The organism is Candidatus Bathycorpusculum sp. (genome assembly GCF_009778815.1).
Taxonomy (GTDB): Archaea; Thermoproteota; Bathyarchaeia; order Bathyarchaeales; family Bathycorpusculaceae; genus Bathycorpusculum; species Bathycorpusculum hydrogenotrophicum.
Window position 1 is genome coordinate 1 of the sequence record NZ_WRFL01000026.1, and the last position, 22782, is coordinate 22782.

The window sequence follows — 22782 nt, forward strand, 5'->3', positions numbered from 1 at the left end:
GTTGTGTCTAAGAGTTCTGTTATGGTGGATTTAACTATTCGTTTGTGGTGTGCTTTGACTATGCCTGAAATTTTTCAACAATGGCAAAATCAAATGATGTATATCTTTAGGTGAACACTCTCCATTTTTTATCAGTATACATTAAAGCCTCTTGAGGTTGCCTTATTGTTATCCAGTAAACCATGTATTCTGTTAAAGGTACCGCGGTTGTAGACTCCGCCCCCAAAATCAGCGAGGTTTTCAGTAATTATGCCCTCATGCAATTCAAAAAGACCAACGTTGTATACACCACCGCCAAAATTGGTAGCTTTGTTACCCCAAATTTTGCCTCCATAAATTTTAAAGGTGCCTCGATTGTACACGCCGCCCCCATCTTTAATTGTGTTGCCTGAAATCTCACCACTATACATGATAAATGTGCCACCCAAATTAACAATAACACCCGTACCTCTAGTAGAGCTGTTTAAATGAGTTACAATAACGCCATAGAGCTCCAACATTCCCCCCTCCTCAACAACAATAGTGCTACTATCAGCGGCACCAAAAATTTTGTAACTTTTACCTTTATTTTCAATTGTTAAAGTGATATTTGCTCCATCAGAAATATTGAGCGCAGACTCTTCAAGATAAACATCCTCTGTAAGAACAATAACAACCGATTTGTCAACTGCCTCATCAATAGCACTCCTGAGTCCAACTTCATCTTTAACATATACCGCACCATCCAAGACAGGTAATGTATACTCTGGCTCCACATAGAAACTCTCTCCATTTCCCATAATCAACCCATAAAACGCCACTGAAAAAACCACCAGCACAAGCAATAAAGAAACCATCAATAGTGCAGTTCTGCGAGAAACATGCCGCTTGGCCTTGACTTTAATATTTCTGCCCATACAGATGATCTCTTGGTTATTGATGTGTTTAGCTCAGGTAAGGTCTATAAATCCTGCAACGATAATGTTGCACTAATAATGCAATAACCTTGCACTATTGCCCATAAACCTTCCACTGAACTGAATACCTGCCCACTATACACCTGTTATGCATTAATAACTTTTCTCGAACTTGTTGCCTTTTTCCTCTCTTTATGGGGGAATGTTTTGCCTCTAAAATGTTCCTAAAATCCCGTTTTGTAAAAAATGGTTACTTTATTTTACGGGGTCTAAATCAGCCTCCAAAATAGCTCTATTATCTTGCTTCGTCCACTAAGTAGCCAATTAACCCAAAAAACAAAACTGGTACAATCAAGAACATACCCCACAATGGTGGCAAAATATCAACAATATAATCAACAATTACTACTGCTATATACAAAAACAATATCACTGCAAAAACCCAGCGGTGAAAAACCATATCTAGTATAGTTGACCGTTTACTCATATAGTTTCCACTTCCTTCTTCTTAATGGTTGTACCCTATATTAATTTCTCTCACTTTTTAAACATGTGTTTAATTACTTTTTGTTTAATTATTTATTATACTTCCCGATGGTAATTGGCTAATATGTAAAATCTGGTTGTTTTTATGTGCTTTGTGGAAAACAAAGGTTGCAAATCAAGTCAATTGGGTGTTTGTATGGGTTGGTTTGTTAGGTAGATGTGTTGACTTTTGTTTGTTCTTTTTTTGTGTTCACATCAGATGTAAATACAAACCTGCTTGGGTATATCAAACTATAAATTGTCAACCCCTATGAACAAACTCATATGTTGCTATTTCTTCTTATGTTATCTTCTAGCGGTTTTGTTTTGTTCTCTATTGTTACCTTGCTTGGAAATTGGAACTTTTAATAAGCGATGAAGTGAAAAAATAACCAATAAGCAGGAGCTATAGTGGTGAATCTGAAGCTTAAATGTCTGGCTATGTTGTTGCTGACGGTAGCAAGTTACTTAATTATAGTTTATGTGCATATGGATACTATCTTGTTTTTCCTTATTTCCCCGTCTCTTGTATGCACGGTTGCTGTTTGTATTTACTTGGTTGCGTTTGCGTTGTTGTATGTGGCCTATATAGGTCAATTTAGAAAAATTACTGTTGTACGGGTTCTAAATGTTGCTCTATTACAAAGTTCCATTATATTTATCTGGTTTACATTTGTAAATTTAATTCAACTCTGGCCCTCTACTGTGGTAGAGGGTGACTATTGGTATTTGTATTGGCCGCAAGACTTTTTCCCCAACTTTTACTTCACACGTTACATAGTGGTTGTATCTGCCCTTTTGGTAGCTGTGTTTTTTATTGCTGGCCGAGGTTATAAACGCACGAAGTCTATGAAGCAGTCACATATGCGTAATCCAACTGGTTAACTTTTACGGGTGGTTTCTTACCCCTGTTTGGATAGAATATTGACTGTATATGCGTGGGTTTTTGCGATTTCTTGGATTGCGAAGACTTGTTTATTGGTATGCACAGAGGTTGTTGGATTTCTGCTAACCTTCTTACTAAACTACATGTGACCCTTGAGCACTCTATCTCACAAATGCTTGCTGTATCTAAGCGCTCAAAATTGTGTTGTTCTATTTTGCTCAACTGTCGCTGTTGTGCTGTCTTCCGTTTTAGCCTTGTTTGTTGGGCGGTTATCTTATTGTTGGGTGGTGTGTTTGGTGTTTTTTACCAGTTGTCTTCTTCTTTTTCTGTTTTGGGTTTGTCTGATAGCCAGTCTTGGGAGCGGCATATTGTTTTGCCGGCGAATTTGAATTGCAGGGCGTCTTTGTAGGGGCACATTTCTATGCAGTGCAGACATCCGATGCATCGGGGGGTCATGATATCTCCTTGGTCTTTTTCGTAGACTTCTTTGACTTGCATGGGGCAGGAGCGTTTGCAGATGCCGCATTTGGTGCATTTTTCTTTGGTTTTATCTATCCGTACCAGTGTGATCCATTTGAAGGGTGGGGTTTTGCTGAAAAATCCTGCTAAGCCACCTAGGGGACAGATTCTGCACCATGCACGTTTGACAAATAAGGCTATTACTGTAACCATTAGTAGCATAATTAGGTTTATTGATGTGAGATACCTGCCTAGGTGGTAGAAGTCGCCTGTTGCGTTAAATACCCAGTTGGTTTGGAGTAGGCCTGCTTGGTTTTCTATAAGTATACATAATGGTTTCATGGGGCATACGGCGCAGAATGGTGCTGCAAAGTAGCTGTAGACAAATCCGCCTTCTTCGGTTCCTGGAATAAGTTGTGTGCCTGAGATGGTGTATGCTGCAAAAAGTACTCCTAGGATCAGCGTTACCGCTAATATGACATAGCTGAGTTGATGCAGTGAGCTGTTTACGCGGTTTGAGAGTTTAATATGTCTGATTTTTAGGCGTTTTCTAAAATATGACACTGCATCCAAATATAATCCAAATGGACATACCCAGCCGCACCACATTCGGCCAAGGAGCAGAGATGCTAAAATTAATACGCCTACAACTATGGCTAAACGTACTGCGCCTGAGGTGTTATAATATACTCCCCAGCCATGACTGCCTTCTAGGAAGGGGTAAATATAGGTCTGCATCTCCCAGAGTGCGCAGGTTACTGTTCGTCCGCATGGGAAATAGCATGCAAGAAAGGGCATGGGTAGTCCTTCTGGCATGGCGACACCAAAAACGTTGGTGCCTATTAGTAATTCATGTACAACAACTTGTCTGACGGGGCGTGGGACTGATTGGTGATCAATAAAGGTGCCTGTATATATTAGAAATACTAGAAAAATTAGAACGCAAATTCTCAGGGAGCTGATTCTGCGTGTCTTCTTTTTTATTCCTGTTATGGCAAATATGATTCCAATAAGCACTAAGCCTACCGCGGTTGCTAGCATTAAAAAGTTGGCGTTCCAAGGATTTATGACATTGTCAGGTATTGTTTCATTTCCCGCGGGATCGCTTACTTCAACAAACATTCTGTCGCTTATGTGAATGTTGCTGACGCATAGATTCCAAAATCCCACCATATCCAATGCCATGGTGTAGTTGAATTCGCCTGTTTGGGGATCGGTAGGCACATAATCTTCGATCCAACTGTAATTTGGTCTAATTGCACAAATTCTAACAGAAGCGTTTTTTTCGATGGGATGAATTTTTCCAGTTATGGTTACGGTTTGGTTAATTTCTATAGCCGTTTTGTCTACATTTGCAATCATCTCCGGGCCAAAGCATGGCATTGACTCCAAAGTAATCACGTTTTGCTCATCTGAAACGGTCTGTATTGTTGTTGATGTTGTTGTATCTTTGAAATTGTTTAATGCTGTCTGCTGAGGTCTTTCCTCATTTGACATGTTCAAATTTATGTTTGGTGATCCGGTTGCAGTTGCTGAGTATAAACTGCCGATTGTGAGTGTGAGAATGACTGCAACAGATACGAGGGCGCACTTGGAGAGTTTGTGCATCATGCATCTCCCACGTTTGCGGTTATCTGTTGCATTGATAGCATGTCTCAATTATCTGCTTGTTGCCTTAAATATTTTTGTGCAACGCTCTTTGTTGCACAGCAGGCATTTAGGTGCTGTATTGTTTGTTGTTTGGTATTATGCGGGTTGTTGTTGGTGATATGTGTATTGTGTGTTTGGTTTTTATTTGTTGGGTTGTTGTTGTTTCCCTGACTTCTTGTACATTTATGTACAGATAAGCCTTAAATATTGCATTATTGTATGGTTGTGAACTGTTGGAGAATGATAAAAATGGGGAATCGCCTTTGGCACACAAAAAACCGACACCACAACCATCAAACCACTCAACTATGTTAAATTCAACTACACAAACCAGCCTATAGAAATCTACGCAAAACTCCACCAAAAATACCCGACCGCCTACATCCTCGAATCCATCCAAGGTCCACAAAAACTCGCCCAATTTAGCTTCCTAGGATTTGACCCAAAAACAACCATAACCGCCAAAAACAAAACCGTAACCATCACCAACACCCAAACCCAAAAAGTCACCACACACCAAACCCCAGACCCCCTCAACCTTATCTATCAACACCTCCTACCCTACCAAAACGACATGGTAAATTTCCGATTCGTCGGCGGAGCATTAGGCTACATCAGCTACGATGCCATACGCTACATCGAAAACCTGCCCAGCACAAAACCTGACACCCTAAATTTCCCTGACATAGAACTAGGCATTTTCGAAGACGGCATCGTATTTGACCACACCATAAACCAAGCCTACTATTACTACCGAAACCAAACCCGCCTAAACGAAATCGAAACCCTACTAAAACAACCAACCCAAAAAGAAGAAGAGGAAACCTTCAGCTATACTGAACCCATAGCTGAAACCTCCAAAGCAAATTTTGAGCAAGCCGTCAAAAAAGCCAAACAATACATTACCAACGGCGACATCTTCCAAGTAGTTCTCTCCAAACGCTTCAAATTCCAATACAGCGGTAGTCTGCTGGGCTTCTATAGAAGCCTGCGCCAAATCAACCCCTCCCCCTATATGTTCTACTACAAAACAGGTAACCGCCAAATCATCGGCGCCAGCCCTGAGATGCTGGTCCGCATCGATAATCGCAAAGTCATAACCTTTCCCATCGCCGGAACTACCCCCTACACCCCAAACCCTGAAGAGAACAAACGCCTAGGCCAAGAACTCCTCTCCGACCCCAAAGAACATGCTGAACACATAATGCTAGTCGATCTAGCACGAAACGACATCGGAAAAATCAGCAAATACGGCACCGTAGAGGTGCCCGAATTTATGCAAATCCACCAATTCAGCCATGTCCAACATATCGTCTCCCAAGTAACAGGCGAATTAAAAGATAACCTGGACAGCTTTGAGGCCCTAAAAGCCGTATTCCCCGCCGGCACAGTTTCAGGCGCACCCAAAGTCAGAGCCATGGAAATCATTGAAGAACTCGAACCCTCACATCGCGGACCCTACGCCGGCGCAGTAGGCTACTTTAGCTGTAACGGCAACGCCGATTTTGCCATAACCATTCGAACCCTCTTTGCAGAGGGTAACACCGCCTATATTCAATCCGGCGCCGGCATAGTCGCCGATTCTGATCCTGAAAAAGAGTGGTTTGAAACTGACCACAAAGCCAAAGCCCTCATAAAAGCCCTCGAACATGCCGCCACTGCTACTGGAGAGCGAACAAAATGAAGGTCTTAATAATTGATAACTATGACAGTTTTGTCTACAACCTTGTCCAATACATAGGCGAGCTGGGCGCAGAAGTAGTGGTTTATCGAAACGACCAAATCACCCTCAAACAGGTTGCTGACCTCAAACCCGATCGCGTCGTCCTCTCACCCGGACCCGGCAACCCCCAAGACGAAAAATTCTTTGGCGTATGCAAAGCTATTCTGCTAAACCTCAGCCCCACCATCCCTACCTTAGGTGTATGTCTAGGCCATCAAGGTATCATCTCTGTCTATGGCGGCAAAGTGGTTCCCGCCAAAAAACTAATGCACGGCAAAACCTGCCCCATACACCACAACGAAAAAAACCTCTTCAGAAACATCCAAAACCCCTTCAGCGCTACCCGCTACCACTCACTAGCAGGCGAACGATGCTCCCTCCCTGAGTGTTTGCAAATCACTGCCGAAGCCCTTGACGACGGAGAAATCATGGGCATACGCCACAAACAATACCCCATCTATGGCGTCCAATTCCACCCTGAGAGCATCCTCTCAAAAGATGGGAAACAAATCATCCAAAATTTTTTGGAGACTACTAACCCATGATCCGAGAAGGCATCCAAAAACTCATCGACGGCACCAATCTCACCTACGAAGAATCCTGCACCGTTATGACCGAGGTTATGTCCGGCAAAGCCACCAACGCCCAAACAGCCGCATTTCTAACTGGCCTGCGCATAAAAGGCGAATCAGTTGAAGAACTCATCGCATTTGCATCCGTTATGCGCAATCACTGCCACCAAATCCACCCCAAAGTACAGGGTCGATTAGTCGATACCTGCGGCACCGGTGGCGACACACTCAAAACCTTCAACGTCAGCACCACCGCCGCATTTGTTATCGCAGGTGCAGGGGTTGCAGTAGCAAAACATGGCAACCGTTCAGTCACAAGCAAAAGCGGTAGCGCCGATGTACTTGAAAAACTAGGCCTAAACCTCACAACCGAACCCCAAACCGTTCAAACCCTCATCGAACAAATAGGAGTGGGCTTCATGTTCGCACCCGCCTTTCACCCCGCCATGAAATACGCCATGGAAACCCGCCGCGAAATCGGCGTCCGCACAGTCTTCAACCTTCTAGGCCCCCTAACAAACCCCGCCAGCGCCAGCGCACAACTACTAGGTGTCTATGACCAAAAACTAGTAACTCCCATAACCCATGCCCTGCAAAAACTGGGCTGTGATGAAGCAATGGTCGTACATGGAATAGACGGCCTTGACGAAATCTCCACCATAGGCAAAACTCTCATCGTTCACCTAAAAAACAAACAAACAACCCAAACTATATTTTCTCCCTCTGACTTTGGAGTCAAAAAAGCAGATATAACTGAACTGTATTGTCCCTCAGTTAAGGAAAACGCAGAAATTCTCTTTAACATTCTAAACAACAAAACAACAGATGCCAAACGCGATGTTGTTTTGGTTAACAGTGCCGCCGGCATTTTAATCGGAGGCAAAGCCAACAGCTTCCAAGAAGCCCTTGAATTAGCCAACACCTCCATAGAGAGCGGTGCCGCCTACAAAAAACTCAGAGAACTGATAAAAACATCCGGCGGCAATTTAGAACCCCTCGAAACCCTGGAGACAAACCAACAATGACCGACTTTTTTGACACCCTCGCAAAAGACGCAAAAACCACCATAAAAAGCGGATACTACTCTTACAGCTATCAAAATTTACCCAACAACCAAAACCACCAAAAAATCAGCCTAAAAAACGCAATCCAAACCTGCAAAACCAACCCCATTATAACCGAAATCAAACCCGCTTCCCCCTCCGCAGGAATCATACGAACCAACATCGATGCAACCCAACTCGCACAAGACATGCAACAAGGCGGCGCAGTGGGTATATCCATTCTAACTGAACCCAAACACTTCCACGGCACCCTAACTAATCTCACCCAAACCCGCCAAGCCACAAAGTTACCCCTGCTCATGAAAGACATCATTTTAAGCCCCCTCCAAATTGACGCCGCCGCAAACCTAGGCGCTGACGCCATTTTGTTAATTCAAGCCCTTCTTGAGCGAGGATACGGCCAAATAACTATTCACGAACTTATAGAATATGCCCATGCTAAGGATCTTGAGGTTCTGCTAGAGACACATAGCGAAGCTGAGTTTCTCCGTGCAACCCAAACCCAAGCCGATCTCATCGGCATAAATAACCGTGACCTCGCAACCCTAAAAATCAACCTAGAGGTCACCCAGCAAATTCTTGAAAAACATAAAAAACCCCAAAAGCCAATCATAAGTGAAAGCGGAATCCAAACCGTTGCTGATCTGCAGTTTCTGCGCAGCTACGGTGCAGATGCTTTCCTGATAGGCTCAAGCATCATGTTAACCAACGATGTCAAATCCAAAGTTAAGGAGTTTGTTAAAGCATGAAATTAAGCAACTACCCCGTGGACGGAAAATACGGTAAATACGGTGGACAATTCGTTCCCGAAGTCCTAATGGAAGCCATAGTAGAACTTGAAAAAGCCTACAACAAGGCCAAAACCGATCCCACATTTCAGAGCCAACTCGACTACTACCTAACAACATTTGCCGGCCGACCCACAGCACTCTACTATGCAGAAAACCTTACCCGCAAAATGGGCGGAGCAAAAATCTATCTTAAACGCGAAGACCTCGCCCATGGCGGCGCCCACAAAATCAACAATACCCTAGGACAAGCCCTCCTAGCAAAACAAATGGGCAAAACACGCGTCATCGCAGAAACCGGCGCAGGACAGCACGGCGTTGCCACCGCCATCGCATGTGCCGCACTGGGACTCAAAGCCATTGTGTACATGGGCACAGATGATTGTGAACGCCAAAGGCTAAACGTATTTCGCATGAAACTCCTCGACGCCGAAGTTCACCCAGTCGAATCAGGCTCCAAAACCCTCAAAGACGCCATAAATGAAGCATTTCGCGACTGGGTAACCAACCTCAAATCCACATACTACCTCATAGGCTCCACCATGGGACCCCACCCCTACCCCATGATGGTACGAGACTTCCAAAGCGTGATTGGCAAAGAAATCAAACAACAATTCACAACCACCACAGGCAAATTACCCGACGCACTGGTTGCATGTGTAGGCGGAGGTTCTAATGCAATGGGCACATTCTACCCCTTCGAAGATGACCCCGACGTAAAACTCTACGGTGTCGAAGCCGCAGGCGAAGGCATTGCATCAGGTAAACATGCCGCAACACTATCCGCCGGCCAAGAAGGCATCTTCCATGGCATGTACACCTACATCATCCAAGACAAAAACGGCCAAATCGAAAACACCACAAGCATCTCAGCTGGACTTGACTACCCCGGCGTTGGACCTGAGCATTCATTTCTTAAAACCATTAAACGAGCCGAATATGTTGCCGTCAATGACAAAGAAGCCGTTGACGCATTTTTGATGCTCAGCAAAACCGAAGGCATTCTCCCAGCATTGGAGTCTTCCCATGCGGTGGCCTATGCTATGAAACTAGCTCCCCAAATGAGCAAAGATCAAACAATTATTGTCACCCTCTCCGGACGAGGAGACAAAGACGTAGAAACAATCGCAAAATACACAGGTGTACCAATATGACCGCCATAAAAGAAAAGTTCCAAAAGGCAAAAGAAAACCATGAAGGCCTACTCATCGGCTACATCACCGCAGGCGACCCAACACCCGAACAGACCCCCAAAATTGCAGATGCATTGATCCGGGGCGGTGTAGACATACTTGAACTGGGTTTACCCTTCTCTGATCCCATCGCTGATGGACCCACCATCCAAGAAGCAAGTCTTCGAGCACTCAACGCCGGTACCACTCCCCTAAAAGTGATAGATATAGCACGGCAAATCAAATCAGAACACACCAACACACCCATAGTTGTGATGACCTACTACAACCCCGTGTTTCATTTAGGGGTTGATAGTTTTCTTAGTCAAGCTAAAACAGCCGGTATAGATGGCTTTATCGTGCCTGACTTGCCTGTTGAAGAAGCTACTGACTACCAAACCGTTGCAAAAACCCATGACTTAGATACAATTTTTCTTGCGGCACCAGCCACATCGGATGAGCGTCTCAAAAAAATTGTTGTTGCTTCTTCGGGTTTTCTCTACTTGGTATCGCGGTTTGGCGTTACAGGTGCCCAAAGTGCCGTAACTGATTCCACCGTTCAGCTCATTAAACATGTGCAACCCTATACCGCAAATAAGGTTCCGTTGGCAGTGGGGTTTGGTATATCTAAACCTGAGCATGTCCGCCAAGTTATTGCGGCGGGTGCGGATGCTGCGATTGTGGGGAGTGCCTTCATAAATATCATCAAGGCTAACACCCAAAACTTTTCTGTTGCTCTTGTAGAGCTTCAAAGAGTTGCTGTGGAATTGAAATCTGCGACGAAATTCTAATTTTTTCTCTTCTTTTTTGGATAAGTTTTATAGTTGGATATGTCTTCCTATCTGCGGCGATGGATCTTAGGCGGTGGGTTAGGGGTCCATTGTACCGTAAATCCCCTACATGACGGGCCGACATCTACGGCTGAGGCGTCAAAGGCCGCTTGGATCTTCATTTCCGAACCAGTGACTATCCGTCCTTTGGGGCTGGCGGTCAACGGGCGGTTTCCGTAGGGGAACTGTTTCGTTGTTTAGCAGGCGAACCCGGCTAGGCTCGGGAGAGAGCAACCTAAGTTTGGACGTTATGCGCTCAAAGGGGTGCGGGTAAGAGTGTAGGGTTTGAGGTATTCAGGCGGAGTCTGGGCGACAAACCGGAGTGGTCCATCGCTATTTCTTGTTTTTAACTGTGTATCTGCCTGATAGTGGTCTGAATGGTTTATTTTTAATTTATTTAGTTTATCTGTTTTTTATGTAGTATATATAGTAGAAGTATTGATATTGATTCTATTGGCTTAATATTTATAGTTTGCTTTTTAGTGAGAACATTTTGAGTGGTTGTACTTTGCCAAAAGTTCGCCCGCTCAAATATCAAAAATGTAGGTTATTCTTGCAAAGGAGATAGAATATGAAAAACTATAAAAAAAATGTCGGTCAAGTAGTGTCTATTGTTTTGGTGTTGGCTGTTTTTTTGTCACTGGTTGTTGTTCCTGTTTCGTTTGGGGCTGTTCTTAATGATTGTCAAGTACGTGTGCCTTTAGTTGTTGATTTGTCTTATGTTATTGCGGGGGCCCAGTTTGTTTTTGAATATTCTGCTGGTCTCGAATTTGTTTCTTACGAAAAATCAGCAACGGTTTATTCTGCTTTAACTACGCCTGTGGTGGTAAAAAATGGCTATGCCTGTTTGGGCTTTTATAATGCAGATAATTTGTATGTACCAAAAGATGGCAAACTGGATGTGGGCTATCTTGTTTTTAATTGTTTAACTGATGATCCTCAACAAATAACCCTGACCGAGATCAAATTGGTACAAATTGTTGATGATGGTGGTGCGACACGTAACGAGTTTCTTGCCCCTGTTGAAATCAAAGTATCTTCTGGAAAGGTCCTTGAAGTTTCGTCGGTAGGCGGTGGTGATGGTGGTAGTGGTGGTGCTTTGTTGGTTGATGATAAGGTTTCGTCGGTAGGTGATGTTAGTGATGGTGGTAGTGGTGGTGCTTTGTTGGTTGATGATAAGGTTTCGTCGGTAGGTGATGTTGCTGATGCTTCGTTAGGTGGTGCCCAGAATTTGTTGAGAGGTGCTTCTGAGGGTTCTTGGTTGCCAGTTGGTTTTTGGGTTGTTCTTGTGTGTTTGTTTGTTGTGGCTTTTGGTGCTGGTGTTTTTGTTATTATGAAAAAGCGGAGCGTCCTCAAATAAGCTAACCCATAATCTTTTTGGTTATTTTGGTTGGTGGCTGTTTTTTTTGTCTTGTGTGGTGGTGTTGTGGTGTTGGCGGTGGCGTTCTGTTGTTGTTGGTTATGTGCGTTGCTTAGTTTTAAGGGAGTTGGTTTTTGTTTTCATGAGTTGGTTGTGCCTTTACAGGAGGGGGTGATTTTGTTTTGTTGTTTGAATTTCTCTCTGTGTGGCTGAGTGAGTTCTTAAATAACCGTCTCTTGCTTTTTGTAATTAAAACTTGATATATAGTTGTTGAGTACATATCTGTTTTTGGTTGATTATATTGGTTGTATGTGTGTGGGTGTTGTTTTGTTTATTTTACTTATTATCTATATATTTTTGATAGGTTACTATGGAGATTATATTGCTATTTGGTTTATTGGCGTGTTTTTTATATCTTGGATTTTGGTTCTGCTCCTTAGAAAGCGTTTGCTTTCTTAAAATGTAATGGGTAAGCTAAAAATGACTAACTATGCAAACTATAAAAAATTTGTATCTATTGCATTGACTTTGTGCATTGTTTTTAGCATATTGTCAGTCAATATGGTCGTTGCAGCTGAACCTGGTTTTGTAGCAGAAACAATTACTCTGCAACCCGGCTCAACTGCACGTGATATCAATTTTAACTGGTACAGCGATCAAACAGATAATGCCGCATCTACTGTACAGATAGCCAAAAAAGTTGACATGATCAACGGTAATTTTCCTGAAGACAAAGCCATAACTGTCTATGGTACTGTTGGAGATGCTTCTGCTGGTAAAAGCTACCACAAAGCCGGTGTCACAGGCCTTGAACCTAACACTCAATATGTTTATCGTGTATCCAACGACGCCACAACATATAGCAAAATTTACACCTTTAAAACGGGTGGAACCGACGACTTCCAGTTCATCGCTGTGGGTGATCCACAACTCACCACCGGTAACCAAGACTCAGACAGCATCCACTCCGCTGATCGCACAACAACCACACGCGCAGGCTGGGCAAACACCTTAGACCTCATAAGCCAATACTTCCCTGACGTAAGTTTCATGGCCGGCACTGGTGACCAAATAGACACAAGCAACAGCGAAATTCAATACACCTACTACTTTGAACCTAACTGCCTGAGCAGTTTACCAGTTGCACCCGTAGTAGGCAACCATGAAGGCACAGCTGGCAACTTTGGCTGGCACTTCAACGTACCAAACGAAACCCCTGGTAGCGCTTTTGGTAATTACTGGTACACCTACAACAACGCATTATTTGTAGTCCTAAACACCTCGCCCTCACCTTCAGCATCAACTATCAATAACTATATTTCCGCTTTTGATGCTACTCTAAAAGCAGCAACCGAAGCCAACCCCGATGTTAGCTGGATTTTTGTCCAACACCACAAATCTACCGCATCACCAGCCTCCCACCAAACCGATTCCGATGTACTAGTTTGGACCCCTGAAATTGAGGCTCTAATGGACAAATACAACGTAGACTTTGTACTAGCAGGGCATGACCACATATACTCACGTAGCTGGTTTATCCAAGACCACGCAAAAGTAGAAGATGTTGACTACTCAGCAAATAGCGTCACAAACCCCCAAGGAACCCTCTACATCACAATGAGCACCGGTAGCGGCTTGAAATACTATGACTTTCGTACAAGTGCACCCGCCAGCCCCGCTTGGGTAACAAGTATTGAGGGTCTGTACTATGAAGCAGCAACACCCTTTAGCGGCACTTTAACTGGTAAACCTTGGTACACAAATATCGGTATCCAATACAAAGTCCCACAGTTTACTGTGATCGATGTTACAGCTAATAGTGTAACCTTTAACACCTACCGCACAGACACCATGGAATCTTTTGATACCTACACCGTTATAAAATCAGCACCAGCAGTTGTTACTCTAAGCGGTGTTGCAGATATTGTAGTTGGTAATGATGCTGACTATATTGTTTCTGTTAGTGGTGTAGATAAACTTGCTACAGTGACCCTGAAATTTGAAGTCGATGGTGCATACTTTAACGGTAAATCTTTCACTGGTCTTAATGGTTTTGAGGTTCTTGGTGGTGTTGAATGGACCTCTCTTGGCAATGACGTCTGGATGGGCCGCGTTGTTTTAGTCAATCTTAATGGCGGCATAAGTAGCACTGGTGCTTTAGATATATTTGAGATGGTGTTTGCATCAAACAGCAATTTACTTGGAACTGCTGAGATTCGATTGGTTGATGCTGTCTTAAGCGGTTATGATAATGCAGATAAGGCTGTCTATATTGATTCTTTGATAGTAAACAATCTGGTACAAACCACGATTGGTCAGTACTTCTCTGTATATGATGTTAACCGCGATGGTGTTGTGGATCAGCTCGATCTTACTGTTGCACAAATGTTCTTCATGGCAAAAGAAGGCGATGCTAACTGGGCTACTGCTAAACGCGCTGATGTTAACGGTGATGGCCGGATCGATATCGAAGACTTGATTCTCATCCTCAAAAATATCGTGTGGTAAACCACCTACTCCTTTTATTTTTATCAAGTTTAGTGACTACTGCAACTGTTAAGTGCGGCTGAATTGTTATTGGTTGACGTTTTGTTGTTGCGCTTTCTGAGCTGATTAGACGGTTGTTAGGGGTGTCAATGGATTTGTAGTTTTTGACCCTGTGTGGTTAGTGTACTTAACAGATATTTATGTAAATATGACTCTACTTTGACTGCATTATATTTCGGTAATTTGGACGCGTTTAGTTTCTCTTTTGTCTGTAGCTGTCATGTGTTGCTGAAGGAGAAATAATGCTGTTTTCCAAGTTGCTGAGTGTTTGTTGAGTTGGCCATTGGTTTTTACACAAGATGAATGATGTGTCCAAATTCTACTAAATCTTGTTAGCAAAGTTTTGAGTATTAGGGGAAAAGTCGGGTATTTAGTTTGAAATTTGGGTTATAGTTGAGTTTTATGTGGCTTTTTTTATGGATTTGAGTGTGTGTGGTGTTTTTTTGATTTTTGTTTTGTTGGGTTTTGTTTTTTGGGTTTTTGTTTTTATTTGGGGGTTTGTGTCTTTTTTGTGTTCATTGGTTGTTTTTTTGTCGGTGTTCCATGGGGGAAGGGTTCCGTGTTCTTTTTTAAAGTTTTCAAGTAGTGCTTTTTGTGCGGTTTTGTGGTTGTCGGTTAGCATCCAGCTTATGGCGGTTTTTTCGATGTAGCCTTCGTTGAAGAGGGTGGTGTGTATTTTTCGGGTTGTTTTGTCGCCATATCCTGCTAAGTAACCGCCAAAGATTCGTTTTGTGAGTTTTTTGGTTTTATCAATGTAGAGGATGTCTGGTTTTGTTTTGTCTGTTGTTGTGGCGGTGTCTGCTATGGCTATGATGCTGTTTGTGTTTTTTGGGAGGTTGCTTAGTTGGAGTTCTTTTAGGGGAAGGAAGCCGCTAAACCCGTTTTCTTTTAGGGTGAGAGAGTTCATGTCATTTAATTACGAAACGGCCTTGATTTAACTCTTCCTATGTATTTTATGTGCTGCTATGTTTTTTATTTTCAAAGCCCTTAACTGTTTCTATATATGTTATTCTTTTAGGTGTGCTTAAATGAATAAAAAGGTGCAATTGTTTGAATTCGAAAACTTTTCTGTAAAAAAAGTGAAAAGTATTGGCATTGATAGTTTGTTAGAGAAACATAAACGCTGAGGGCTTTTTTATAAACCCCTCAAAACATCGTTTACTTAGATCTTTGGGTCGCTGTTGTACTGCTTTTTCCACTATTATTTATAACCCTGATCAGAACATAAACACAGGGGACGGATCACTCGCGTTAAATACCACAAGCTACTCCCAAACAAGTATTAATAGAATTCAAGAAAAAAAACTAGTAGATGATCCGAGTTACTACATCAACATGGAACTCAGTTGGATAGGTTTTAATGCCCGTATCCTCGAAGAAGCACGTGACCAATGGCATCCACTTCTTGAACGCGTCAAATTCCTAGCAATCTGTGGAAGCAACCTCGATGAGTTTTTCATGACCCGAATTGCCCGCTTACTTAAAAAAATCGCCAAAAATTCCCAAGACCGCTCCGTAGACGGAATGAGCGCCAACGAGCAGATTTTAGCAACCCGCAAAGAAATCCTTCTCCTAATTGAGCAACATGCCGCCTGCTGGAAAAACGAATTGTTGCCCGCCTTAGCCAAAGAGAACATAACCATCCAAAAATATGTTGATCTACCCAACAAAACCCAAGAAAGCCTGCGAGAATACTTTAAAACCAACCTCCTGCCAAAAATAAAAATGTTCAAAGACGTCTCTGCGGCACCTCTAATTGAAAACCTGCAAATTTATCTATGCATAGAGTCAGCAAACAACTCTCTACACTCCATAATAGCCCTACCATCCAAAAAGTTTGGGCGCCTCCTAAAAATCCCCCAAAGCCCCTACCGCGAACTCCTCAACTTGGAGCACAACTTTATCTTCATAGAAGATCTCACTGCCAATTGTCTTGATTTAATTTTCCCAAATGAACAAACCCTAACCCCCTACCCCTTTAGACTAACCCGCAATGCTGAAATAGATATCATAATGGATGAATCCTCTGATTTTTTAGGCTCAGTACAAAAAAGCCTCACCAAAAGAAAAACCGGTTTTCCCAGCCGACTCGAATTTGACGCCCACACCCCTAACACCCTAAAAACAGCCCTAATGAATTATTTTAACCTCCCCAACCACCTAACCTACACAAACGACGTCCCACTTGGACTAGTGGACCTTTGGGGACTCTACAAAATCGCTCGCCCCGACTTAAAAGACAAAACATTTCTCCCCTCCATTTTACCCCTATTAACTCCGGAGAAAAACCTCTTTACAACAATTGCTAAACGCGATATTGTACTCTATCACCCCTACGACGGATTTGAAATAATCATAGATTTACTCAAAGAAGCCGCCCAAGACCCCTGGGTCAAAAACATCTGCATCACTATGTACCGTGTAGATGCTCACTCACCCATCGTAGGGGCCCTAATAGAAGCTGCACAAAACGGCAAAAAAGTAACCGCCATAGTCGAGTTAAAAGCCAAGTTTGACGAAGAAAACAATATTTTACTGGTCTCAAAACTCAGACAAGCCGGAGTCACAACCGTCTATAACTTCCCCAACCTAAAAGTCCACGCTAAACTCTGCCTCATAACCCGCCATGAAAAAACAGGGCTGATGCGCTACTCCCATATTGGTTCAGGCAACTATAATGCAATAACCGCTAAAATCTATGGCGATACCGGCTACTTGACCGCTAACCCTGAAGTCGGATTAGAACTCGAAGAGCTCTTCAACAGCATTATTAACGGATTACAAGAAAAAACCTTCAAATACTTCCTAGTCGCCCCTAAGAGCCTCAAAAACGAAATTCTATCCCGCATCGACCGCGAAATATCGGTGCACCAAAAAACCGGCCAGGGCTACTTAGCCTTTAAACTCAACAATTTGGAAGATAAGGACATAATTAACGCCCTCTATCGGGCATCTATGGCCGGTATTAAGATAGAACTAAACGTCAGAGCTCTGTGTGTTCTACGCCCAGGTATACCCCAGATAAGTGACAACATCTCAGTAATCTCTATTGTCGGACGCTTTTTAGAACATGCTCGCATCTACTACTTTGAAAACGGCGGCCAAAGCGATCTGCTAATTGGTAGCTCCGATATGATGTTCCGCAACCTAAACCAACGCGTCGAGGTTCTCTTCAGCGTTCCTGATCCCCAAATCCGCCGTATAATCTTTGATTACATGCTAAAAATCCATCTAAAAGACAACATCAAAGCCCGAAAACTCCTCGTCGATGGCACCTATCAAAGAATCACCCCCAAACCAGAGGAAACAAGCCTTAATTCCCAATTCTGGCTAATCCAAAACCGAGGCATATGGCATGAATACGCCGCCTACATCCCAAACCTATATAGTTAACTCAAGTTATTGCCGCTTTGGCGCCCAAACTCTGCTAAACCTCACAGAGACCTTTGATGACCTGATCAAAGGAGTTATAGATAACCAAAATATCGAATATGTCCACAAACTACGGGTGGACTCTAGGCGACTAAGAGTCATGTTGCCCTTTTTTGAATTCTGTTTCTCCAAAAAACAATACCAACCCTGGAACAAAAAAATAAAAAAAATCACTCGCCTGCTTTCCAAAGCACGAGACCTCGATGTACAAATCAACTTTGTAGAGAACTACCTAAAAACACTTGATAGCGCCGTAGATAGCACTAACTTAAATACACTACTAAAAAAACACAAAACCCATCGAAAAAACATACAGACCCCTGTTATCCAAGGATTAGAGGAACTCATAGCCTCTCAAACATTAACTGAAATCAGGCGAAGCTGTGAAAATTTAGTTGTTCAACAGCAGACTGATGAACCCTTTGATTTTGAACTGGTACTTCAAATAGCGCATTACAACATAAACCGCAAATTAGCTGATCTTCTCTCCCTAAAACGCTATGTGTATCTCGCCAACAAACCGCGTTGTCATCACCAGATGCGCATATACGCCAAAAAACTTCGCTACACTCTAGAATGTTTTGCGCCCTTCTATGAAAACAGATTCAAATCAGAAATTCAGCAGATTAAGACTTTTCAAGATACTTTGGGCGAGATACATGACTGCGACGTTTGGCTTAACTGCCTCCAAGAGTTCAACCGAAAACTCTACAAAAAACCCGTCAAAACAACAAAAAACCCTACAGAGTCTGATAAATCCCTTGAAATCTTTGCCACATATATCTTAAACAAAAGAAAAAACTCTTACCAACAGTTTGTAGAGTGTTGGACGCAATCAATGAAAAACGGTTTTTTTGATCAGCTTACCAACCAAACCCGCCTGAGCCCCTCTATAACCTCCCAGAAAAAAACCTATCACGCCCTGACCAATCCGGATGTTAAAATCGCGGTGATATCTGATATCCATGCTAACCTGCAGGCACTGCAAAAAGTTATCCAAGACGCCCAGATGCGGGGCGCCGAAATTTTTGTTAACGCCGGAGATTCTGTTGGGCTTGGTGCCTGCCCCAACGAGGTTGTAGAGTTACTCTCTGAAAAGGGCATATTGAGCATCGCTGGCAACTATGATGTAGCAATGCTAAAGAACCACTGTGATGCAAAGGGCCCAAAGAAAACAACTTTCAAATACACAAAAAAACATCTCTCCAAAACCTCTGTGCACTATTTGAATTTGTTGCCCCAAAAACTTCAATTAAAAGTAGCCGACAAGCACCTCTTAGTGGTGCATGGAAGCCCCCAATCGATCGATGAACACCTCTACCCCCACAACACATCCCAAAAAAAACTACAACACATAGCCAAGATAGCCCAAGTCGATATTGTGGTGGTGGGCCATTCCCATATACCGTTCCAGCGTGAAGTGGACTCAACTGTTTTTGTGAACCCGGGTAGCGTCGGACGACCAGGTGATAAAAACCCCAAAACCGCTTATGCCCTTTTGAGTTTTAACCCCCTTAAAGTTGAACTAATCAGGTTGTCCTATGATGTGGAAGCCGCTGCCTCTGATATGCGCAAAGAGGGGTTGCCTGAGAGTTTTGCACAAATGCTTCTATGCGGTATACCCATAGATGCGGTGGTCAAAGCAGATAAAGCAAAAAAGGCCGTATTGAACCTCAACTGTGGTGCTGTGGTTGCGGCTTGCGAAAAGTTTTCTGTGGCTCTTTGGCCCGATACTAAACACTGCCATCAGGTCACAAACCTTGCCTTAACCTTGTTTGATGAATTAGCGGGCATTCATAAACTAGGTAAGCGGGAACGTTGCTGGCTTGAATGTGCCGCGGTGCTCCATGATGTGGGCTTATCCAATGACCGTAAGAAGCATCATAAGACCTCAATGCAGCTCATCCTAAACGACACCCAGTTGCCCCTGCCCTCCAAAGAGCGGCGTATTATAGCTAGTATCGCAAGATACCACCGCGGCGGTTTACCTAACCCCAAACACTACAACTTGGGCTCTTTGGATTCCCAATCAATGTATGTTATCTGCGTGTTGGCCGCGCTTTTACGTTTAGCTGATAGTCTTGATTGCCGTCATGAAAGTTGTGTTAAACTGCTCAGTGTTAAAACCAGCGCAAAAGCGGTAGTTGTGGAATGCCAATCTAAGCTGGATCTGTTGTTGGAGCTTTCGCGGTTCAATGAAAAGAAGGGGTTATTTGAAAAAATCTTTAAAAAGGAAATCGTGCTGATATGGAATTAACCGTGAAAACCGCAGAAACCGTAGTGGGTTTTATTGATATTGGCACAAACGCCATACGTCTTCTAGTAGCAAGGATCCACCCCAACTTTTCCTACACCACTATAAGCCGCGAAAAAGAAATTGTTCGCCTAGGCGAGGGCGAATTTAGCGATCAAACTCTAAAGCCCGATGCGATGGAACGTGCTATATTTGTCTGTGAAAAATTTGCTGCTCTAGCCCGAACCTATGGTGCTACTGAAATCATATCGGTGGGGACCTCTGCGATCCGTGAAGCCACCAACCAAGCAGAGTTTCTCGAAAACCTCAAAACAAAAACCGGTTTAACTGTTAGGGTTATTTCGGGGGAGGAAGAAGCGCGTCTCATCTGGTTGGGAGTTTCAAGCGGCATAGATATAGGCTCTAAAAAAGAGTTGTTTGTCGATTTAGGCGGCGGCAGTACCGAGATTATCATCGGAAACCAGCATGAGTGCTTCTACATTAACAGTCTGCGCTTAGGTGCAATCCGATTAACCGCTCAATTCATAGGTGAAGGTTGGACTGCACCCATAAACTTTGGTCTCTACAAAAAAATAAGACAATACGCTTGTAGCAAAATCAACATAATCAAACCCCAAATCTTGGAATATGGCGTCCGACTAGGCTGGGGTTCTTCGGGCACAATAACTAACCTAGCCGAAGTCGCAAACAAACTGTTTAAGAAAACCAATTCCAACACCCAAACGCTGAGTTTGACCCGAAAGAACCTCAAAAAACTGGCGGTTGTTCTGTGTTTGTTACCCCTTGAGACGCGAAGAAAACTACCTGCTATAAACCCCGAACGTGCCGACATCATTGTTGCTGGTGCTGCAATAATCGAAGCTGTCATGGAAGAGCTTGGTTTAGAAGAAATCTGCATAAGCACCAGAGAACTTCGTGACGGTCTTCTTGTAGACTACCTCTCCAATTTTGAGGGCTTTCGCGAACTCCAAAAAGAACCCATACGAAACCAAAGTATCCTCCATCTGGGCCGATCATGCAACTTTGATGAAAAACACGCCCAAACTGTCGCTGATTTATCATTGGAGCTTTTTGACAGCGCCAAAACAATAGCCCTCCACAATCTAGGCTTAAAAGAACGCGACCTGCTAAGACATGCTGCATCGCTCCATGACATCGGTGACTTTCTTTCCTTTGATGACCACCACATGCATTCTCACTACATCATCTGTAACGCAGGTCTTGCGGGTTTTGACAAAACTGAAATCCAGTTGATGGCAAACATTGCAAAGTTTCATCGCAAAAAGGTTCCCACAAAAAAAGTTCTAAAAGCCGAGGGGATGGATGAAAAAAGCAAAGAGATCATTGTGGTGCTTTCAACGTTTTTGAGACTTGCCGAGAAACTAGACCGAAGTCACTGTGGACTGGTTAAAAAGGTCGAGTTTGTCAGGGAAGGCAAAAATCGCGTTGTTTTACAATTCTACTCAGATAGTGACTGTAGCTTAGAGGAGTGGAGCATAATTCAGAATCAACCAGCATTCTATGGTGCGTTTGAGAAGATGCTAAGTGTGCAACGTATAGTGACCGGTTAACTCAACTAAAAGCGGCATGCTAATTCCATTTAGGTTACCTGTCTGCCCAATTTTCCATCAATAATACAACATGGATGTTAAATTAGCAAGGAACTATCTTAACACTAAACCTGCGGTTAGTCTTTTTCGAGTTCAGCTTTAGCTTTGGTCAGCTCTTCTTTTTGTGTTTTGTTCAGTACTGGATATGTTAAGTCTAGTTTTTCGATTTCTGAGGCGATAACTTCTGCGATCAAAGCGTGTGCTACCCATTTTCTGTCTGCTGGTATAACGTACCATGGTGCCCATTTTGTGCTGGTTTTGTTTAGCATTTCTTCGTAGGCTTTTTCGTACTCTGACCATTTGGAACGTTCCTCCAGATCGGTTATGGAAAACTTCCAGGCTTTATCTGGGTCTTCGAGGCGTTTTAGCAGACGTTTTTTCTGTTCTTTTTTTGAGATATGGAGATAAAACTTGAGAACCAATGTTCCTCCTCGAACAAGGTGGCGTTCAAGAAGCGTTATGTCTTCGTAGCGTTGCTCCCAAAATAGTGTCTCATCTTGTATTGGTGGTAGTTTTTGTTTGGCAAAGACTTCGGGGCGAACCTTGACAATTAGTACGTCTTCGTAGTAGGATCGGTTAAAGATGCCGATGCTTCCTCGTTCCGGAAGCGCTTTTATGTGCCGCCACAAAAAATCATGTTTAAGTTCTTCTGTGGAGGGCGTTTTAAAACTGGTAACTCGACAACCCTGCGGGTTAACTCCTGACATGACATGGCGAATGGTGCTGTCTTTACCTGCCGCATCCATACCTTGTAGAATAATCAGCATGGCATAGCTGTCGCTTGCCCAGAGTAGTTCCTGTTCGCTTACAAGTTTTTGCCGATTTTCTTCAAGCAGATCTATCGCTTGCTGTTTTAGTGTTTTTTTATATTTTTCCTGCTTTGCCCATTTTGGTAGCCAATTAGAATCATAATCTTTGAGACGTATGGTTTTTCCTGCAGGCACTTTGAAGTCTTGCGTACCTATAGACATAACATCGCCTCTTTGAATGTAGTGGGGGTTCTTAATAACTTCT

The 22782-nt window shown here is 43.2% G+C and carries 16 protein-coding genes and 1 other RNA gene; 12 read left to right on the forward strand and 5 right to left on the reverse strand.

Going from position 1 to position 22782, the window contains the following annotated elements; all coding sequences use genetic code 11:
- Positions 1-131: 131 nt before the first annotated feature.
- The 3 genes from FWF39_RS06395 to FWF39_RS06405 all read right to left on the reverse strand — a co-directional run bounded on the left by FWF39_RS06395 (position 132) and on the right by FWF39_RS06405 (position 4837).
- Positions 132-896: a hypothetical protein gene (locus FWF39_RS06395; protein WP_343382615.1), complete on the reverse strand. Its 765-nt coding sequence runs from the start codon at positions 894-896 to the stop codon at positions 132-134.
- A gap of 1714 nt (positions 897-2610) precedes the next feature.
- The gene (locus tag FWF39_RS06400) at positions 2611-4425 is read right to left on the reverse strand and encodes a 4Fe-4S binding protein (protein WP_343382616.1); all 1815 of its coding nucleotides are present in this window, start codon (positions 4423-4425) and stop codon (positions 2611-2613) included.
- A gap of 58 nt (positions 4426-4483) precedes the next feature.
- Positions 4484-4837, reverse strand: a complete 354-nt coding sequence (locus tag FWF39_RS06405; RefSeq protein ID WP_343382617.1) for a hypothetical protein — start codon at positions 4835-4837, stop codon at positions 4484-4486.
- On the opposite strand from FWF39_RS06405, the gene trpE reads away from it, so the two are divergent.
- From trpE to FWF39_RS06450, 9 genes are all read left to right on the forward strand, one after another.
- Positions 4799-6100: an anthranilate synthase component I gene (trpE, locus tag FWF39_RS06410; RefSeq protein ID WP_343382636.1), complete on the forward strand. Its 1302-nt coding sequence runs from the start codon at positions 4799-4801 to the stop codon at positions 6098-6100. The genes FWF39_RS06405 and trpE overlap by 39 nt on opposite strands.
- Entirely contained in the window at positions 6097-6684 is a 588-nt protein-coding gene (locus FWF39_RS06415; protein WP_343382618.1) for an aminodeoxychorismate/anthranilate synthase component II, read from the forward strand. Before trpE ends, FWF39_RS06415 begins: the two co-directional genes overlap by 4 nt.
- Positions 6681-7736 (forward strand): anthranilate phosphoribosyltransferase, encoded by a 1056-nt coding sequence (gene trpD / locus FWF39_RS06420; RefSeq protein ID WP_343382619.1) that lies wholly within the window; start codon positions 6681-6683, stop codon positions 7734-7736. The genes FWF39_RS06415 and trpD overlap by 4 nt, the downstream gene beginning before the upstream one ends.
- Positions 7733-8524, forward strand: a complete 792-nt coding sequence (locus FWF39_RS06425) for an indole-3-glycerol-phosphate synthase (protein WP_343382620.1) — start codon at positions 7733-7735, stop codon at positions 8522-8524. Before trpD ends, FWF39_RS06425 begins: the two co-directional genes overlap by 4 nt.
- Positions 8521-9717: a tryptophan synthase subunit beta gene (gene trpB / locus FWF39_RS06430; protein WP_343382621.1), complete on the forward strand. Its 1197-nt coding sequence runs from the start codon at positions 8521-8523 to the stop codon at positions 9715-9717. Before FWF39_RS06425 ends, trpB begins: the two co-directional genes overlap by 4 nt.
- Positions 9714-10526, forward strand: coding sequence for a tryptophan synthase subunit alpha (trpA, locus tag FWF39_RS06435; protein ID WP_343382622.1), 813 nt, complete (start codon positions 9714-9716; stop codon positions 10524-10526). Before trpB ends, trpA begins: the two co-directional genes overlap by 4 nt.
- 57 nt (positions 10527-10583) lie before the next feature.
- Positions 10584-10898: signal recognition particle sRNA (ffs, locus tag FWF39_RS06440), an RNA gene on the forward strand.
- Positions 10899-11136: 238 nt separating this feature from the next.
- The gene (locus FWF39_RS06445) at positions 11137-11925 is read left to right on the forward strand and encodes a hypothetical protein (protein WP_343382623.1); all 789 of its coding nucleotides are present in this window, start codon (positions 11137-11139) and stop codon (positions 11923-11925) included.
- Positions 11926-12405: 480 nt separating this feature from the next.
- Complete coding sequence (locus FWF39_RS06450) at positions 12406-14433, forward strand: fibronectin type III domain-containing protein (protein WP_343382624.1); 2028 nt, start codon at positions 12406-12408, stop codon at positions 14431-14433.
- 439 nt (positions 14434-14872) lie between these two features.
- Here FWF39_RS06450 and FWF39_RS06455 read toward each other — a convergent pair whose 3' ends face one another.
- The gene (locus FWF39_RS06455; RefSeq protein WP_343382625.1) at positions 14873-15379 is read right to left on the reverse strand and encodes a hypothetical protein; all 507 of its coding nucleotides are present in this window, start codon (positions 15377-15379) and stop codon (positions 14873-14875) included.
- A 263-nt stretch (positions 15380-15642) separates the two neighbouring features.
- Between FWF39_RS06455 and ppk1 the strand changes: the two genes are divergently transcribed.
- Genes ppk1 through FWF39_RS06470 form a run of 3 tightly spaced genes read left to right on the forward strand, consistent with a single transcriptional unit; the run spans position 15643 to position 21729 of the window.
- The gene (gene ppk1, locus FWF39_RS06460; protein WP_343382626.1) at positions 15643-17865 is read left to right on the forward strand and encodes a polyphosphate kinase 1; all 2223 of its coding nucleotides are present in this window, start codon (positions 15643-15645) and stop codon (positions 17863-17865) included.
- On the forward strand, positions 17828-20161 hold the full coding sequence (locus tag FWF39_RS06465; RefSeq protein ID WP_343382627.1) for a YfcE family phosphodiesterase: 2334 nt from the start codon (positions 17828-17830) through the stop codon (positions 20159-20161). Before ppk1 ends, FWF39_RS06465 begins: the two co-directional genes overlap by 38 nt.
- The gene (locus FWF39_RS06470) at positions 20152-21729 is read left to right on the forward strand and encodes a Ppx/GppA phosphatase family protein (RefSeq protein WP_343382628.1); all 1578 of its coding nucleotides are present in this window, start codon (positions 20152-20154) and stop codon (positions 21727-21729) included. Before FWF39_RS06465 ends, FWF39_RS06470 begins: the two co-directional genes overlap by 10 nt.
- A gap of 116 nt (positions 21730-21845) precedes the next feature.
- Here FWF39_RS06470 and FWF39_RS06475 read toward each other — a convergent pair whose 3' ends face one another.
- Positions 21846-22739: a polyphosphate kinase 2 family protein gene (locus FWF39_RS06475; RefSeq protein WP_343382629.1), complete on the reverse strand. Its 894-nt coding sequence runs from the start codon at positions 22737-22739 to the stop codon at positions 21846-21848.
- Positions 22740-22782 lie beyond the last annotated feature (43 nt).